Source organism: Pseudomonas graminis (genome assembly GCF_900111735.1).
In the GTDB taxonomy this organism is placed as follows: Bacteria; Pseudomonadota; Gammaproteobacteria; order Pseudomonadales; family Pseudomonadaceae; genus Aquipseudomonas; species Aquipseudomonas graminis.
In genome coordinates, this window is record NZ_FOHW01000020.1 from 31,098 (window position 1) to 48,707 (window position 17,610).

12 protein-coding genes are annotated in these 17,610 nt (G+C 61.1%); 1 reads left to right on the forward strand and 11 read right to left on the reverse strand.

Going from position 1 to position 17,610, the window contains the following annotated elements:
• The first annotated feature begins 53 nt into the window (after positions 1-53).
• Positions 54-1,319: an MFS transporter gene (locus BMY98_RS15845; RefSeq protein WP_074890767.1), complete on the forward strand. Its 1,266-nt coding sequence runs from the start codon at positions 54-56 to the stop codon at positions 1,317-1,319.
• A 271-nt stretch (positions 1,320-1,590) separates the two neighbouring features.
• On the opposite strand, the gene hemE is transcribed toward BMY98_RS15845, so the two are convergent.
• The 11 genes from hemE to BMY98_RS15905 all read right to left on the reverse strand — a co-directional run bounded on the left by hemE (position 1,591) and on the right by BMY98_RS15905 (position 17,541).
• The gene (gene hemE / locus BMY98_RS15850) at positions 1,591-2,655 is read right to left on the reverse strand and encodes a uroporphyrinogen decarboxylase (protein ID WP_074890769.1); all 1,065 of its coding nucleotides are present in this window, start codon (positions 2,653-2,655) and stop codon (positions 1,591-1,593) included.
• Between the two features lie 214 nt (positions 2,656-2,869).
• Positions 2,870-4,288: an FAD-dependent oxidoreductase gene (locus tag BMY98_RS15855; RefSeq protein ID WP_065986613.1), complete on the reverse strand. Its 1,419-nt coding sequence runs from the start codon at positions 4,286-4,288 to the stop codon at positions 2,870-2,872.
• Positions 4,289-4,410: 122 nt separating this feature from the next.
• Positions 4,411-8,856: a glutamate synthase large subunit gene (gene gltB / locus BMY98_RS15860; RefSeq protein WP_074890771.1), complete on the reverse strand. Its 4,446-nt coding sequence runs from the start codon at positions 8,854-8,856 to the stop codon at positions 4,411-4,413.
• Between the two features lie 358 nt (positions 8,857-9,214).
• The gene (locus BMY98_RS15870) at positions 9,215-10,834 is read right to left on the reverse strand and encodes an SPOR domain-containing protein (protein ID WP_074890773.1); all 1,620 of its coding nucleotides are present in this window, start codon (positions 10,832-10,834) and stop codon (positions 9,215-9,217) included.
• 10 nt (positions 10,835-10,844) lie between these two features.
• The gene (gene aroB / locus BMY98_RS15875) at positions 10,845-11,948 is read right to left on the reverse strand and encodes a 3-dehydroquinate synthase (RefSeq protein ID WP_074890775.1); all 1,104 of its coding nucleotides are present in this window, start codon (positions 11,946-11,948) and stop codon (positions 10,845-10,847) included.
• 130 nt (positions 11,949-12,078) lie between these two features.
• Positions 12,079-12,597 (reverse strand): shikimate kinase AroK, encoded by a 519-nt coding sequence (gene aroK, locus BMY98_RS15880; protein WP_065986620.1) that lies wholly within the window; start codon positions 12,595-12,597, stop codon positions 12,079-12,081.
• 4 nt (positions 12,598-12,601) lie between these two features.
• On the reverse strand, positions 12,602-14,686 hold the full coding sequence (locus tag BMY98_RS15885; RefSeq protein WP_074890847.1) for a type IV pilus secretin PilQ: 2,085 nt from the start codon (positions 14,684-14,686) through the stop codon (positions 12,602-12,604).
• A gap of 53 nt (positions 14,687-14,739) precedes the next feature.
• Entirely contained in the window at positions 14,740-15,267 is a 528-nt protein-coding gene (locus BMY98_RS15890; protein ID WP_074890777.1) for a pilus assembly protein PilP, read from the reverse strand.
• The gene (pilO, locus tag BMY98_RS15895) at positions 15,264-15,911 is read right to left on the reverse strand and encodes a type 4a pilus biogenesis protein PilO (RefSeq protein ID WP_074890778.1); all 648 of its coding nucleotides are present in this window, start codon (positions 15,909-15,911) and stop codon (positions 15,264-15,266) included. Before pilO ends, BMY98_RS15890 begins: the two co-directional genes overlap by 4 nt.
• A complete protein-coding gene (locus BMY98_RS15900; RefSeq protein ID WP_074890780.1) occupies positions 15,908-16,477 on the reverse strand; it encodes a PilN domain-containing protein in 570 nt (189 codons plus the stop codon). Before BMY98_RS15900 ends, pilO begins: the two co-directional genes overlap by 4 nt.
• Positions 16,477-17,541, reverse strand: a complete 1,065-nt coding sequence (locus BMY98_RS15905; RefSeq protein WP_074890782.1) for a pilus assembly protein PilM — start codon at positions 17,539-17,541, stop codon at positions 16,477-16,479. Before BMY98_RS15905 ends, BMY98_RS15900 begins: the two co-directional genes overlap by 1 nt.
• Positions 17,542-17,610: the final 69 nt, after the last annotated feature.

A 17,610-nucleotide genomic window follows, 5' to 3' on the forward strand; every position in this document is an offset into this window, starting at 1 on the left:
AGGCGGCTATATTCTTTTGCCACTGCTCCCCGCTCTGCCGTCTGAGGTCACCCGTGAATACTGCTGCATCCCCTTCCGCGCCTGCCGAGCTCGTCACAGCAGCCATCCCGTTGGGCGATACCTACATCGAGAAGGACACGCCTGCTTTCATTCGTACCGTACTTGCGCTGTTCTCCGGCGGCTTCGCCACGTTTGCGCTGCTGTACTGCGTGCAACCGATGATGCCGGTGCTGTCTCGAGACTTCTCCATCAACGCCGCCCAGAGCAGCATGATTCTGTCGGTGTCCACCGCGATGCTGGCGATCGGGTTGCTCATCACCGGGCCCATTTCCGACCGCCTCGGGCGCAAGTCGGTGATGGTCTTCTCGCTGTTCTCCGCCGCTCTTTTCACCATCGCCAGCGCATTGATGCCGACCTGGGAGGGCGTGCTCATCACGCGGGCGTTCGTAGGGTTGTCGTTGAGCGGACTCGCCGCCGTCGCCATGACCTACCTAAGCGAAGAAATCCATCCCCAGCACATCGGCTTGGCAATGGGCTTGTACATCGGTGGTAACGCCATCGGCGGCATGAGTGGCCGGGTGATCACCGGGGTCTTGAGCGATTACGTCAGCTGGCACACGGCACTGTTGATCATGGGCATCATCGCGCTGGGCGCGGCGGGCGTGTTCTGGAAAATCCTGCCACCGTCGCGCAATTTCCGCGCAAGACCGCTCAATGGCCGCAGCCTGCTGGAAGGCTTTGTCCTGCAGTTCCGTGATGCCGGGCTGCCGTGGCTGTTTCTGGAAGGCTTCCTGCTGATGGGCGCGTTCGTAACGCTGTTCAACTACATCGGCTACCGCTTGCTGGCCGACCCGTACAACTTGAGCCAGGCCGTGGTCGGTTTGTTCTCGGTGGTGTACCTGTCCGGCATCTACAGCTCGGCGAAGATCGGCGCCCTGGCCGACCAACTAGGCCGACGCAACGTGTTGTGGGCCGTAATCGTGCTGATGCTCGTCGGCGTGGCGCTAACCATGCTCACCCCGCTGGTGGTGGTGATCGTTGGCGTGCTGATGTTCACCTTCGGCTTCTTCGGCGCCCACTCCGTCGCCAGCAGCTGGATCGGCCGCCGCGCCATCAAAGCCAAAGGCCAGGCCTCGTCGCTGTACTTGTTCAGCTATTACGTGGGCTCCAGCGTTGCCGGCACCGGCGGCGGCGTGTTCTGGCACTACGCCGGCTGGAACGGCATCGGCGCCTTCATCGGTACCCTCCTGCTGATCGCCCTCGCCGTAGCGCTGAAACTGGCGAAGGTTAAACCGCTGGCGGTGAATGTGCAGGTTTGAGCCAACAGCCGCACATGCAACTGTAGGAGCACGCTTGCCCGCGATCGGGCGGGAACCGGCCGCAAGAACTTCGAGGACGGACTTGCTGATCTACCACAGAGGTACAGCCACTGCCGCTTCGCGCCAGATCGCGGGCAAGCGCGCTCCTACGCCTTCGGCAGAAGCTATCCGGCGCCCGACGCTCAGAGTCTATAGATCTGTGCTCTTTGCGTGCCTAACCCCACACAAAAACGCCCGGCATTAGCCGGGCGTCTTCATGTCTGCGAACCGCTTACTGGTGATACTTCGCCGACATTTCATGCACCGCTTCGATGAAGGCGCCGGCGTTGGCCGGATCGACTTCGGGGGTGATGCCGTGGCCGAGGTTGAAGACGTGGCCGGTACCGCTGCCATAGCTGGCGAGGATGTTGGAGACTTCCTGGCGGATGGCTTGAGGATTGGCGTAAAGCACGGTCGGGTCCATGTTGCCCTGCAGCGCGACCTTGCTGCCGACTCGACGGCGGGCTTCGCCGATGTCGCAGGTCCAGTCCAGGCCCAGCGCATCGGCGCCGGCGTCAGCGATGCTTTCCAGCCACATGCCGCCGCCCTTGGTGAATAGAATGACCGGCACTTTGCGCCCGTCATGCTCACGGATCAGGCCGCTGACGATCTTGCGCATGTAGGCCAGTGAAAACTCCTGATACGCCGCAGCAGAAAGGCTACCGCCCCAGCTATCGAAGATCTGCACCGCTTGGGCGCCTGCGAGAATCTGGCCGTTCAGGTACGCCGTGACCGATTGTGCGAGCTTGTCGAGCAGCAAGTGCATGGCCTGCGGGTTGTCGTAGAGCATGGCCTTGGATTTACGGAAGTCCTTAGACGAGCCGCCTTCAACCATATACGTCGCCAGGGTCCACGGGCTGCCAGCGAAGCCGATCAGCGGCACGCGGCCGTTGAGCTCGCGGCGAATGGTGCTGACCGCGTCCATGACGTAGCCGAGGTCTTTCTGCGCGTCAGGGATCGGCAACGCTTCGATGTCAGCCAGTGTGGTGACGGTTTTGCGGAAGCGCGGGCCTTCGCCGGTTTCGAAGTACAGGCCCAGGCCCATGGCGTCGGGAACGGTGAGGATGTCGGAGAACAGAATGGCGGCGTCGAGCGGATAGCGCTCAAGGGGCTGCAGGGTGACTTCACAGGCAAACGCCGGGTTCATGCACAAGCTCATGAAGTCCCCGGCCTTGGCGCGACTGGCGCGGTACTCCGGCAGATAGCGGCCGGCCTGGCGCATCATCCATACAGGCGTGACGTCAACAGGCTGCTTGAGCAGGGCGCGAAGGAAACGGTCGTTCTTCAGGGCAGTCATGTCGGCATCCGGAAAAAAAGTGCGGGCATTTTCTCAGACACCAACATAAAAGGCACGGTCGGTGCCGTGCCTTTTATTTATCGGGGCGATTTGTTGCATCAATGCATCTGCGAGCTTCAAGCCGCAAGCTTCAAGTAAAAGCAGATCAGCGTCTGCCTTAAGCTTGTGGCTTGGAGCTTGCCGCTTGCCGCTTGCAGCTTGCCGCAGGCGTCAACTAGACGCCCAGGTAATCCAGAATCCCTTCAGCCGCGTTGCGGCCTTCAAAGATCGCCGTCACCACCAGATCAGACCCGCGCACCATGTCGCCACCGGCGAAGATCTTCGGGTTGCTGGTCTGGTGCTTGAACTGGCCCTGCTCCGGCGCCACGACACGGCCCTGGCTGTCGACCTGGATACCCTGCGGATCGAACCACAACGCCGGGCTCGGACGGAAACCGAACGCGATAACCACGGCATCCGCCGGGATGATCTCTTCGGAGCCTGGGATCGGCTCGGGGCTGCGACGGCCTCGCGCATCCGGCTCGCCCAGGCGCGTTTCGACGACTTTCACGCCTTCGACCCGATCCTCGCCCACGATGGCGATGGGCTGACGGTTGTAGAGGAACCTTACGCCCTCTTCCTTGGCGTTCTTCACTTCCTTGCGCGAGCCCGGCATGTTTTCTTCGTCCCGGCGGTAGGCGCAGGTCACTGACTTGGCGCCCTGGCGGATCGACGTGCGGTTGCAGTCCATCGCCGTATCGCCACCGCCCAGTACCACAACCTTCTTGCCCTTCATGTCGACGAAATCTTCCGGCGACTTTTCGAAGCCCATGTTGCGGTTGACGTTGGCGATCAGGAAATCCAGCGCGTCATGCACGCCCGGCAGGTCTTCACCGGGGAAGCCGCCCTTCATGTAGGTGTACGTGCCCATGCCCATGAACACCGCGTCGTACTCTTCCAGCAACTGCTCGACGGTGATGTCCTTGCCGATCTCGGTGTTGAGACGGAACTCGATGCCCATGCCGGTGAACACTTCGCGGCGATTGCTCAGCACGCTCTTTTCAAGCTTGAACTCGGGGATACCGAAGGTCAGCAGACCGCCGATTTCCGGGTTCTTGTCGAACACCACCGGCTTTACGCCGCCACGCACCAGAACGTCGGCGCAGCCCAGGCCGGCCGGGCCTGCGCCGATGATGGCCACGCGCTTGCCGTTGGGCACGACGCGGGACATGTCCGGGCGCCAGCCCATGGCGAAGGCCGTGTCGGTGATGTACTTCTCGACCGAACCAATGGTGACCGCACCGAAGCCGTCGTTGAGGGTGCACGCGCCCTCGCACAGACGATCCTGCGGGCACACGCGGCCGCAGACTTCCGGCAGGGTGTTGGTCTGGTGCGACAGCTCGGCCGCCGCGAGGATGTTGCCCTCGGACACCAGCTTCAGCCAGTTGGGAATGAAGTTATGCACAGGGCATTTCCATTCACAGTACGGATTGCCGCAACCCAGGCAACGGTGCGCCTGATCGGCGGACTGCTGGGGCTTGAAAGGTTCGTAGATTTCCACGAACTCTTTCTTGCGCTGACGCAGCAGTTTCTTCTTCGGATCTTTACGCCCGACTTCGATGAACTGGAAGTCGTTACTGAGACGTTCAGCCATGGTGTTAGAACTCCTGACTACAGCCCCAAGCGCCACGCTTGAAGCTGCAAGAAAATCATGTTCGCAGGCACTCGCGCGCTGCCGTTAACTTGCGGCTTGAAGCTTGCCGCTCGCAGCTGCTGTTATTGCGGATTCGCGCGGGTGCTGGACAACAGCGACTTCAAGCTCGCGGCCTTCGGCTTCACCAGCCAGAAGCGGCGCAGGTAGTCGTCGAGGTTTTCCCAGAGATTGCGGCCCCACTCGCTGTCGGTTTCGGTCACGTATTCGGCCAGCACGCGCTCCAGGTGGCTGCGATAGGCTTCCATCGCTTCACCGCTGATGCGCTGAATCTCGACCAGTTCGTGATTGACCCGGTCAACGAAGGTGTTGTCCTGATCGAGCACGTAGGCGAAACCGCCGGTCATGCCTGAGCCGAAGTTGTAGCCGGTCTTGCCCAGCACACAGACGAAACCGCCAGTCATGTACTCGCAGCAGTGGTCGCCCGTGCCTTCCACAACGGTGTGGGCGCCTGAGTTACGCACCGCGAAACGCTCGCCCGCCGTGCCCGCTGCGAACAGCTTGCCGCCGGTCGCGCCGTACAGGCAGGTGTTGCCAATGATGGCGCTGTCCTGGGTTTTAAACGGGCTGCCTTTCGGCGGCACGATCACCAGCTTGCCGGCGGTCATGCCTTTGCCGACGTAGTCGTTGGCGTCGCCTTCCAGGTACATGTTCAAGCCGCCGGCATTCCACACACCGAAGCTCTGCCCGGCCGTGCCCTTGAAGCGGAAGGTCACCGGCGCATCGTTCATGCCCTGGTTGCCGTGGAGCTTGGCGATTTCGCCGGAAATCCGCGCGCCGATGGAGCGGTCGCAGTTGCAGATGTCCAGTTCGTAGTCGCCGCTGCTCTTGGACTGAATGGCGGAGATCGCCAGTTCGACCATTTTCTCGGCCAGCAGGCCCTTGTCGAACGGGGGGTTGCGCTCGACCTGGCTGAACTGCGGTTTGTCAGCCGGAATGTGGTCGCTGCCCAGCAGCGGCGTCAGATCCAAATGCTGCTGCTTGGCGGTTTCACCCGGCAGGATTTCCAGCAGGTCGGTACGCCCGATCAGTTCTTCCAGCGAACGCACGCCCAGCTTGGCCAGCCATTCGCGGGTCTCTTCAGCCACGTAGGTGAAGAAGTTGATCACCATGTCGACGGTGCCGATGTAGTGGTCCTTGCGCAGCTTTTCGTTCTGAGTGGCGACGCCGGTGGCGCAGTTGTTCAGGTGGCAGATGCGCAGGTATTTGCAGCCCAGCGCGATCATCGGCGCGGTACCGAAGCCGAAGCTTTCGGCGCCAAGGATGGCCGCCTTGATCACGTCCAGGCCGGTTTTCAGGCCGCCGTCGGTCTGCACCCGAACCTTGCCGCGCAGGTCGTTGCCGCGCAAGGTCTGGTGGGTTTCGGCCAAGCCGATTTCCCATGGCGAGCCCGCGTATTTGATCGATGACAGCGGCGACGCACCGGTGCCGCCGTCATAGCCGGAAATGGTGATCAGGTCGGCGTAGGCCTTGGCCACACCGGCCGCAATCGTGCCCACGCCTGCTTCCGCTACGAGCTTGACCGAGACCAGCGCGGCCGGGTTGACCTGCTTGAGGTCAAAGATCAGCTGCGACAAGTCTTCGATGGAATAGATGTCATGGTGCGGCGGCGGCGAAATCAGCGTCACGCCAGGCACTGCATAACGCAGCTTGGCGATCAGGCCGTTGACCTTGCCGCCTGGCAGTTGCCCGCCCTCACCTGGCTTGGCGCCCTGCGCCACTTTGATCTGCAGTACGTCGGCGTTGACCAGGTACTCGGGCGTCACGCCAAAACGGCCGGTTGCGATCTGTTTGATCTTGGAGCTACGGATGGTGCCGTACCGCGCCGGGTCCTCGCCACCCTCACCGGAGTTGGAGCGCGCCCCCAGGCGGTTCATCGCCTCGGCCAGCGCTTCGTGTGCTTCCGGCGAGAGCGCGCCCAGCGAGATGCCCGCCGAGTCGAAGCGCTTGAGAATGCCTTCCAGCGGCTCGATTTCATCGATGCCCAGCGGCGTGTCGAGCTCTTTGACCTTGAGCAGGTCACGAATCATCGACACCGGACGGTTGTCCACCAGCGCTGTGTATTCCTTGAATTTCGCGTAATCACCCTGTTGAACGGCGGCTTGCAGCGTCGCCACCACATCAGGGTTGTACGCGTGGTATTCGCCGCCGTAGACGAACTTCAGCAGCCCGCCCTGCTGGATCGGCTTGCGCGCGCTCCAGGCTTCGAAGGCCAGGGCTTTCTGCTCGGCTTCGATGTCGACGAAGCGCGCGCCCTTGATGCGGCTCGGCACGCCACGGAAACTCAGGTCGCAGACTTCTTCGGACAGACCAATGGCTTCGAAAAGCTGCGCTCCACGGTAGGACGCGACGGTCGAAATGCCCATCTTCGACAGGATCTTCAGCAGGCCTTTGGTGATGCCTTTGCGGTAGTTCTTGAAGACTTCGTACAGATCGCCCAGCACTTCGCCGGTACGGATCAGGTCGCCCAGCACTTCGTAGGCCAGGAACGGGTAGACCGCCGAGGCGCCGAAGCCGATCAACACGGCGAAATGGTGCGGGTCGCGAGCCGTTGCTGTCTCGACCAGAATGTTGCTGTCGCAGCGCAGGCCTTTTTCGGTCAGACGGTGATGCACCGCACCGGTGGCCAGCGACGCGTGAATCGGCAGTTTGCCCGGCGCGATATGGCGGTCGCTCAAGACGATCTGGGTCTTGCCCGAACGCACGGCTTCTTCAGCCTGGTCCGCGATGTTGCGCACGGCCGCTTCCAGGCCCATGGCTTCGTCGTAGTTCAGGTCGATGATCTGACGATCAAAGCCCGGACGATCCAGGGTCATCAGCGAGCGCCACTTGGCCGGGGAAATGACCGGCGAGCTGAGGATCACGCGGGAAGCGTGCTCTGGCGACTCCTGGAAAATGTTTCGCTCGGCCCCGAGGCAGACTTCCAGCGACATGACGATGGCTTCACGCAGCGGGTCGATCGGCGGGTTTGTGACCTGCGCGAACTGCTGACGGAAATAGTCGTACGGCGTGCGGACGCGACGGGACAGCACCGCCATCGGCGTGTCATCACCCATGGAGCCGACCGCTTCCTGACCCTGCTCACCCAGCGGGCGCAGGATCTGATCACGCTCTTCGAACGTGACCTGGAACATCTTCATGTACTGCTTGAGCTGATCCGGGTTGTAGAACGCCGAACCGTGGTCGTGATCTTCCAGCGTCGCCTGAATACGCAGGGCGTTCTTGCGCAGCCACTGCTTGTACGGGTGGCGCGACTTCAAACGGCTGTCGATGGCGTCGGTGTCGAGGATCTGTCCGGTTTCGGTGTCCACGGCGAAGATCTGGCCCGGACCGACACGGCCCTTGGCGATGACGTCTTCAGGCTTGTAGTTCCAAACGCCGATTTCCGACGCGAGGGTGATGTAGCCGTTCTTGGTAGTCACCCAGCGCGCAGGGCGCAGGCCGTTGCGGTCCAGCAGGCAGACGGCGTGACGACCTTCGGTCATGACGATGCCGGCCGGGCCGTCCCACGGTTCCATGTGCATGGAGTTGAATTCGTAGAACGCGCGCAGATCCGGGTCCATGGTTTCGACGTTCTGCCACGCCGGCGGCACGAGCATACGTACGCCACGGAACAGGTCGATGCCGCCGGTCACCATCAGCTCGAGCATGTTGTCCATGCTGGAGGAGTCGGAGCCCACGCGGTTGACCAGCGGGCCCAGCTCGTCGAGGTCCATCAGGTCGTTGGTGAACTTGGTGCGACGGGCTTGGGCCCAGTTGCGGTTACCGGTGATGGTGTTGATCTCGCCGTTGTGGGCGAGGAAGCGGAATGGCTGAGCCAGCGGCCATTTCGGCAGGGTGTTGGTCGAGAAGCGCTGGTGGAATACGCAGATCGCGGTCTGCAGGCGCTCGTCGTTGAGGTCCGGGAAGAATGCCGTGAGGTCACGCGGCATCATCAGGCCTTTGTAGATGATGGTCTTGTGGGAAAAGCTGCAGATGTAGTGGTCGGTGTCAGCGGCGTTGGCCACCGAGGAGCGACGACGTGCACAGAACAGCTTGATCGCGAACTCCTGATCGGTCAGGCCTTCGCCACCGATGAACACCTGCTCGATCTTCGGCAGACGCTCAAGGGCCAGACGGCCCAATACGCTGGTGTCGATCGGCACCTGACGCCAGCCGATCAGGGTCAGGCCGGCCGCCAGGATTTCACGGTTCATGTTTTCGCGGGCCGCTTCGGCCCTGGCGTCGTCCTGATTGAGGAAGACCATGCCAACACAATACTGGCGCGGAAGCTCGACGCCGAAGTGCTCGGTGGCCACCGCACGCAGGAAGGTGTCAGGTTTTTGCATCAACAGCCCGCAGCCGTCACCGGTCTTGCCGTCGGCGTTGATACCACCACGGTGGGTCATGCACGTCAGGGCTTCGATAGCCGTCTGCAACAGGTGATGACTGGGCTCGCCTTGCATATGGGCGATCAGGCCGAAACCACAGTTATCCTTGAATTCTTCTGGATGGTACAGACCTGCTTTCATAGACACATTCTCACCAGGCTGCCCCTTATCGAGGCAAATTTCTTTTCAATTCAACCATTTACCATCCACGCCGAACGTATGCCGGCTTTGCGGGAGCAAAAGGGAGGTCATTGTACACAGCGACACAAGTCCTCACAAATTTGACGACGAAGTGTCGCAAATTTATGTCGCATTCATGAAAGGTTTTATATCGATTCTCGTGCTAGTCAGAGCTTTTTTGCGAGTCTGACCAATGAGAGCCCGAAGATCAATGCGCGCCTGAGACGCAGACACCGCAAGGCGCGCTGCTCGTTGGCAGCACGCTCATGCATGATATCGGGAGGGCCAAGCGAGGGACCTGGATAAGGTCCCTGCGTCATCAGCGGGCGGCGGCGAGTTCCTGTTGGATACTGCCGACAGTACGAGGCCAAGGTTTACCAGCCTGAACCTTCTCTGGCAAGGCCTTGATAGCGGTCAGTGCCGCATTGCGGTCAGCGAAGCTGCCGTAAGTCACCACGAACAGAGGCTTGCCCTGCAGGGTTTTCTTGAAGTAACGGTACTCGGCGCCCTGCTCTTTCACGTAGCTCTGAGCGGTGGCTTCAGAGCTGGTGCCGAGGATCTGCACCACGTAATGCGTGGGTGCCTGACCTGCGTACCAGCCGCTGCCCGCCGCGCCAGGCGCTGCAGCTGCTGGTTTGGCCGCCGGCGCCGGGGCAGGTTTGGCGGTGGCCACCTGAGTCGGCGCTGGGGCAGGTTTCGCGGCAGGGGCCGGAGCAGGCGCTGGCTTGGCGGCCGGGGCCGGACGCGTTGCCGGAACCGGTTGCTGTGCCATGGTCGGAGCAGGACTTGCCGTCGCGCCTGCCGGTGGCGCAGTGGTGGTCACGGTCGGCGGCTGCAGCGATTGATTAGCCGCAGGGCCGCCATCTTCGCCGTCACCCTCGCCCGATCCCGCCGCTTCCGCCAACGGCGCGCGGGTCGCCGGTTGCGAGCCGTTCATCGGCAGCGGCATCGGTTGCGAATTACCGGCGAACTCGATGGCCGGGCCACCGTTGTTCGATTGTTGCGCGGGCGCCTGGCCCTGACCCAGAGGCAGTTGCGCCTGAGAGTTGGCTGGCGCAGTGGCCGGTGCGTTGCTGCGGCCTGGAATCAGCCACGCCGCGAGAACGGCTGCGACAACAACCCCACCCAAAGCCAACACGTGTTTCTTAGGCATTTTGAACCCCATACTTGGACGCTTGACCGCAGAGCGGCTGGCAATCATGGCTTCGATCATCGAATCGCGCGCGACCTGGTTGATCGCGCCTGGCCATCCACCGGACTGCTCGTGGATATCAGTGATCTGCGCGGCGCTGAACAACTCAACGCCCTGCCCTGCGCCATCGAGACGCTGAGCCAGATACTCACGGGTTTCTTCTTCGGTATACGGTGCCAGCTCGATAACGTGGAAGCGTTCTTCCTCGGTACCGCTCTCGGCGCACAGCTGATCCAGGCGATCAATGATCGAAGCCTCGCCGAACAGGAAGACATGCGGACGCCCTTCCGGGGTGCCTGCTGCCAATCCCAACAACGCTTCGAGTGCGGATTCGCCCAGTTGTTCGGCATCGTCCACCAGGATGTAGACTTCCTGACCGGTCAGCGCCAACTGCACGACCTGCGCCAGGATCGGGCGCATTTCCGCTTGAGCGACGTTCAGCGCCTGGGCAACCTGGCGCAGCACGCCCGTCGCATCACCGGCGCCACGCGCCGACACCACAACGCTCTGCACCGACTGCTTGTTGGTACTCGCCACCAATGCCTGACGCAACAGCGTTTTGCCGCTGCCCTGAGGCCCGGTCACGACCAGCAACAGCTGGCTGTAGCGCGCAAGGTGATGCAGCTGGCCCAGCACGGGCTTGCGCTGTGCGGGGAAGAACTTGAAGCCGGGAACCCGCGTTGCAAAGGGGTCATGACTCAACTGGTAATGACCGAGGAAGGCCTCATCGGCGTGCAAACTAGTCATGGATTTCTCATTAACCTCTAAGCTGATCCACCAAGGCGCGGTAGTCCGCGACCAGTGTGGCCTGTAGTACTTCTTGTGGATATTCGTCTGTTACCACTGCTTCACCGATGCGACGCAACAGCACCAGGCGCAAACGACCGTCAATGACCTTTTTGTCCACCGCCATGTGCTCGAGGAAGTGCTCGGGTGTCATGTCTTGCGGCGGAACCACCGGCAAGCCGGCGCGCTGAAAAATACGGACGCCGCGGTCACGTTCCTGCTCGCTGATCCAGCCCAGACGCGCCGACATTTCCAGCGCCATCACCGTACCTGCCGCCACCGCCTCGCCGTGCAGCCATACGCCGTAACCCATGTGGGTTTCGATGGCGTGGCCGAAGGTGTGGCCGAGGTTCAGCGTGGCACGCACACCAGACTCTCGCTCATCGGCACCGACGACCGCCGCCTTGGCGGCGCACGAGCGCTCGATTGCCGTGGTCAGCGCGACCTGATCCAGCCCGCGCAGCTTATCCACATTCTCTTCGAGCCACGTCAGGAACGGTTCGTCACAGATCAAACCGTATTTGATAACCTCGGCAAGACCGGCGGACAGTTCGCGTTCAGGCAGGGTGTTCAGCGATAACGTGTCGATCAGCACCGCATTGGGCTGATAGAAAGCGCCCACCATGTTTTTGCCCAGCGGGTGATTGATGCCGGTTTTGCCACCGACCGAGGAATCGACCTGGGAGAGCAGTGTGGTCGGCACTTGAATGAATTCGACGCCGCGCTGGTAACAGGCAGCGGCAAAGCCGGCCATGTCGCCAATAACGCCGCCGCCCAACGCAATCACAGTGGTGCGGCGATCATGGCGTGCAGTAAGCAGCGCGTCGAAGATGGTTTGCAGGGTTTCCCAGTTCTTGAAGGCTTCACCGTCGGGAAGCACGATCGGCAAGACGCTGTAACCGGCGAGGGATCGGGTCAGGCGTTCCATGTAGAGCGGCGCAACGGTGGCGTTGGAAACGATCGCCACCTGTTTACCGGCAATGTACGGCTTGAGCAACTCGGGCTGATCCAGCAAGCCTTCGCCGATATGGATCGGGTAGCTGCGTTCGCCAAGCTCGACCTTGAGTGTCTGCATGTGTCCCCACGCTGTTAACAATTGGTTGCCTGTGCGCGTCTTGAAAGACGCCGACACCGGCTATGGCGCAAGGCCATGTAGCGACCCCACTTTTTATGGTCGCCGAGGATAGCGCATTTCCGTCTGCGCTTTAACGGGGAGGAAGCTCGGCCAGCAGGGCGAGTATGTCGATAACCACCATTCGCGGGGGCCGCTCATCGGTTTCGATGATGACATCGGCGATCTCGCGGTACAGCGGATCGCGGATCGCCAGCAGTTCGCGCAGCACGCGCGCCGGGTCAGCCGTGCGCAACAACGGTCGGTTACGATCCCGCGAGGTCCGGCCCACTTGCTGCTCAACCGACGCATGCAGATACACCACCCGACCGCCGGCGTGCAGGGCGCGACGGTTTTCTTCACGCATGACTGCGCCCCCGCCGGTGGCTACGACTACGCCGTCCAGTGCGGAGAGCTCGGCGATCATGGCCTGTTCGCGGTCGCGAAAGCCCGCTTCACCTTCCTTGTCGAAGATCCAGGGAATATTGGCGCCCGTTCGCAGCTCGATTTCCTTGTCGGAATCCTTGAACGGCAGTCGAAGCTCTTTGGCCAGCAAGCGACCGATGGTGCTTTTGCCAGCCCCCATCGGCCCCACAAGAATTAAATTTCGCACAGAATCAACGACTCACAGCAATCGCCTGGTTGTTCATGATACGCGGAGTGAGAAACACCAACAGCTCGGATTTTGACTCCGAAACCACATCGCGCCGGAAAAGGCGGCCAACATACGGCACATCGCCTAAAAATGGCACCTTGTCGACGACTTTACTCTGCGTATTCGAGAACACGCCACCAATTACGATGGTCTCGCCGTCGGCCACCAGCACCTTGGCGTTGACTTCGTTTTTCTTGATCGGCGGCACACCCAGCACCGTGTTCACGTAGTCCGGCTCATCTTTGGTGACCTTGACCTCCATGATGATGCGGTTGTCAGGCGTGATCTGCGGGGTCACTTCCAGGGACAGCGAGGCCTCTTTGAACGACACCGACGTCGCGCCGCTGGAACTCGCTTCCTGATAAGGCACTTCCGTACCTTTCAGGATTTTCGCGGTTTCCTTGTCCGACGTAACGACCTTTGGCTGCGAGACCACTTCGCCGTTGCCGCTCTTCTCCATCGCCGTCAGCTCGAGGTCGAGAATGGTGTTGTTGGTCAGGAAGCCCAGGCCGATCGACGAGGTAGCATTGGTCACGCCCATGTCGACGTAGGGACCATTGGTTGCCGAGGCGCCCGAGACGGTGCCGTTGCCGCCGGCGGTGAAGTTGCCCCTGTTGCTCGAACCGCCCCAGCGCACGCCGAGAGACTTGTCGTAATCGACGTTGGCCTCGACGATGCGTGCCTCGATCATCACCTGGCGCACCGGGATGTCCAGCTGCGAAACGATGCGGCGCAGCTCGTCCAGACGATCCTGGGTCTGGTAGGCAATGATGTTGTTGGTTCGCTCATCGACGGTGATCGAACCGCGCTCGTCGGTCTTGGATTCTGCGCTCGTCACCGACTGAAACAACTTGGCGATGTCAGCGGCCTTGGCGTAGTTCACTTGCAGCAACTCGCGACGCAGCGGGGCCAGTTCGGAAATCTGCTTGAGGGATTCCAGCTCCTGGCGCTCGCGCGCAGCGATCTCGTCAGCCGGACCGACCAGCAAGACGTTGCCGATCTTGCGCTTGTCCAGGCCCTTGGTCTTGAGCACCAGATCCAGTGCCTGATCCCACGGCACGTTCTGCAGGCGCAGGGTGATGCCGCCTTGCACGGTGTCGCTGGCCACCAGATTGAGGTTGGTGAAATCAGCGATCAGTTGCAGCACCGAGCGCACATCGATGTCCTGGAAGTTCAGCGACAGCTTCTCGCCGGTGTAGACCAGTTTTTCCGAGTTGCGCCGCTCCTGATCTTCGTTGGTCAGGGGACGCACGCTGATGGTCAGCTTGTTGTCGGTCTGGTAGGCGGAGTAATCGAACGCACCGGACGGTTCGATGGAGATACTGGCCTTGTCACCCGTGGCGCTGGAATTGACGAACTGCACCGGGGTGGCGAAATCCTTGACGTCCAGACGCACGCGCAGCGGCTCAGGCAATTGCGTTTTGGCAAAGTCGACGCGGATCTTGCCGCCCTGCTCCTGAATGTCCGGGGCAATGCCGGTGTCGCTCAGCTCGATGATGACGTTGCCTTCACCCAACTCGCCGCGCTGGAAGTCGACGTTTTTCACCGACCGTGGGCCTGGCGCATACGAGCGGGCAACGGGCTTCGATTGGGCGGCAGGTCCGCTTGGCACGCTCACTCGCGCCGCGCCCGTGGCGGTGCTCGGCTGCGAGCCCTGAGCCGCAGCGGCGCCCTGTCCCACGACCACAAACAGGTTGTTGCCGTCGACACGCGAGCTGTAAGGCGCGAGCGTGGTGAGGTTGATGATCACCCGCGTGCGATCCTTGGCTTCGACGACCACAACGCTGTGGGCGTTACCTGAACCCAGATCACGGCTTTTGATCGCCAGCTGGCTGGTCACCCCCGGGAGGTCCAGCGCAATGCGCGCCGGTTGCTCGGTGGTGTAACCGCGCGGCGCCGCCACCGGACCGTCGAAGGACAGTTTCAGTTCGACTCGATCCCCCGGCAATGCGGCGACATCCAGCGTCTTGAGGTTAGCCGCCTGGACAACCGGTGAAAGCATCGCCATCCCTAGCGACAGGCCGATAATCGAAAGAATCCTGTTCATGTTCACATTCCACCACTGTGCAGATCCGAAGGTGCTTCGCTTGCTTGCCGTCTTCATGAGCGTTCCTTTAGGGAAATACTGAGCGGACGCTCAAGCCAGGCCCCCTCTCCATCCGGAACGATTTCCATCACTTGCACCGCCGAGTCGCTGATCGCCGTAATCCGGCCATCGTTACGCCCCAGGTAATCGCCCACTTTCACCCGATGCACGCCACCCGCCCCGCGAAGCAGCGCGAACGTGCCGGTCTCATTGCTCAACGTGCCGACCATCTCGAAGGAATCGATGTTGAAGCCTTCGAGAAACTGCTTCACCCGCGTCGGATCAGGCTGCACCAGGTGCGAGCCCTTTGGACGGTTGACCAGATCAATCTTGATCGGCGGCTGAAACGGACTGCGCAAACTGGCCGCCGCATACGTAAAGGCCTCATACGGCCGGAATTTAGGCATCGGCTCGATGGTGCCAACCGGCCGTGCGCGTACCTCGGCCATGAACTGCTTGAGATCGTCAAATTCATTCGAGCTGTCGCAACCCGCGAGCCCCATCAGCGTGACGCCGACGCACAACCAACGCATCGCCCTCATTTCGCCGGCCCTTTCGTATCAACGTTCTGAAGACCTTTGTCGTTATAGCGATAGGTCTTGGCAAGGATGCTCATGCGCAGCTTTCCGGGGGACTTGGCGTCCAGCGGTTTGATCTCGAAGTCATGCAGCGTCACGATTCGCGGCAGGCTGGCGACGCCGCTGGCGAAGGTCGCGAGGTCGTGATAACTGCCTGTCACGGTAATCTGGATCGGCAATTCAATATAAAACTGCTGGGCCTCTTCAGGGAGTAGCTTGATCTCTTCGAACTCCAGGCCACTGCCCAGACCGGTGCGGGTGATGTCTTCAAGCAGGCCAGGGACTTCGGTGTCGCTCGGCAACTGTCGCAGCAACGCGCCAAAGGTATTTTCCATCTCCACCATCTGGCTCTTGTACGCCGCGAGGTTGGCAGCCTGATAAGCCTTGGTCGCGAACTGCTCTTTCAGCGCCGTCTCTTCGCCTCGGGCCTGATCCAGCTGAGCCTGCATGTCCTGGATATAGAAGAAGTACCCGCCGGCCAGAACCAGTGCCAACAGTAGCGCGCCGGCAATGGTCTTCACTGCGGCGGGCCATGAACCCAGGTTATTGATGTCCAGGTCGTTGAGGTCGATCTTTTTCAGGCTATCGAGCCAATCATTCATGCTCATGGCTTGACCCCCTCAACTGCTGGCTGCGTCTGACGCACCGTCAACTGGAAGGTGTTGGTCTGATCCACACCACCCGCCGCAGTGTTGGCCTTGACCTCGGTCAGACTCGGCGACTCCAGCCAGTCAGACGCATCCAGATTACGCAGCAGATCCGAGACCCGATTATTGGATTCGGCAGCGCCGGAAATGCTGATCATCTGCCCGGTCATCTTCACGTCGTTGAAATAGACACCATCGGGCAGGGTGCGCGCCATTTGATCGAAGATGCGCCCGATGATCGGCCGGTTGCCCTGCAGGTCCTGAATGATCTTCATCCGCTCCAGCAATTGCTTGCGACGCGCCTTGAGCTCGCTGATCTCTTTGATACGCGCGTCGAGCTGAACGATTTCGGTCCTGATGAATTGATTGCGGCTGTTCTGATGCGCGATGGCACTGCTCAAATATTGATCAGCCAAAAGAATGGCGCCGATGCCAAGCACCAGCACCCCGACGAGCGCCAGGATGAAGCGCTTCTTTCGCTCTTCGCGTTGCTGCTCGCGCCAGGGAAGTAAGTTGATCCGTGCCATTAGTCGAAGCTCCTCAGGGCCAGACCGCACGCGATCATCAGTGCAGGAGCATCGCTGGCGAGCGCGCCAGCATTGACCTTGACGCTCAGCGCCATGTCAGCAAAGGGGTTAGCCACCAGCGTCGGCGTGCCCAGGCGTTCCTGGATCAGCCGATCAAGACCGGAAATAGAAGCTGTGCCACCGGCCAGCATGATGTAGTCAACGCGGTTGTACTGGCCGGCCGCGAAGAAAAACTGCAGCGAACGGGACACCTGCTGCACCACAGCGTCTTTGAACGGCTGCAGCACTTCCATGACGTAGTCGTCGGGGAGCCCGCCCTGCTTTTTCGCAAGCCCGGCCTCGCTAACGGACAAGCCATAACGGCGCTGGATTTCTTCGGTTAACTGGCGACCGCCAAATAATTGTTCGCGGGTATAGATGATGCGGCCATTGTGCAGCACGCTGAGGGTGGTCATGGTCGCGCCGATGTCGATGACGGCGACGGTTAACTGCTCGTGGTCCTGACCCAACTGGGCAGACAGCAGACCGAACGAGCGCTCCAGGGCATAAGCTTCGACATCGACCACGCGGGCGGTGAGCCCGGCCAGTGCCAGCGCGGCTTCGCGCACTTCTACGTTTTCCTTGCGGCACGCGGCCAGCAATACTTCGACGCGCTCGGGATTACGCGCCGAATACCCCTGAACCTCGAAGTCGATGGCCACTTCTTCCAGCGGATAGGGAATGTATTGATCGGCCTCGATCTTGAGCTGGTTTTCCATCTCGTCGTCGGAAAGCCCTGCATCCATCTCGATGGTCTTGGTGATAACCGCCGAACCTGCGACGGCAACCGCCGCAATTTTGACGTTACTCTTGGCTTTTACCAGCAGACGCGTCAATGCACTGCCGACGCCTTCGAGCTCCGCGATGTTCTTTTCGACCACTGCGTTGGCGGGCAGTGGCTCGACCGCATAAGACTCGACCTTGTAACGGTTGCCGGACCGACTTAGCTCCAGGAGCTTGACCGAGGTGGAGCTAATATCGATCCCTAGAAGGGTGTTGGCCTTCTTACTGAAGAGTTCGAACACAACCGATTCCCTATGCGTTTCCGTCACTTACGGATGATTTCTAGTCCAGTGCCACTGTCGGCTGACTTG

Coding starts and splice junctions, on each gene's coding strand:
- hemE (WP_074890769.1), bottom strand. CDS start 2,655: ATGACTGCCCTGAAGAACGACCGTTTCCTTCGCGCCCTGCTCAAGCAG.
- BMY98_RS15855 (WP_065986613.1), bottom strand. CDS start 4,288: ATGGCTGAACGTCTCAGTAACGACTTCCAGTTCATCGAAGTCGGGCGT.
- gltB (WP_074890771.1), bottom strand. CDS start 8,856: ATGAAAGCAGGTCTGTACCATCCAGAAGAATTCAAGGATAACTGTGGT.
- BMY98_RS15870 (WP_074890773.1), bottom strand. CDS start 10,834: ATGACTAGTTTGCACGCCGATGAGGCCTTCCTCGGTCATTACCAGTTG.
- aroB (WP_074890775.1), bottom strand. CDS start 11,948: ATGCAGACACTCAAGGTCGAGCTTGGCGAACGCAGCTACCCGATCCAT.
- BMY98_RS15885 (WP_074890847.1), bottom strand. CDS start 14,686: ATGAACAGGATTCTTTCGATTATCGGCCTGTCGCTAGGGATGGCGATG.
- BMY98_RS15890 (WP_074890777.1), bottom strand. CDS start 15,267: ATGAGGGCGATGCGTTGGTTGTGCGTCGGCGTCACGCTGATGGGGCTC.
- pilO (WP_074890778.1), bottom strand. CDS start 15,911: ATGAGCATGAATGATTGGCTCGATAGCCTGAAAAAGATCGACCTCAAC.
- BMY98_RS15900 (WP_074890780.1), bottom strand. CDS start 16,477: ATGGCACGGATCAACTTACTTCCCTGGCGCGAGCAGCAACGCGAAGAG.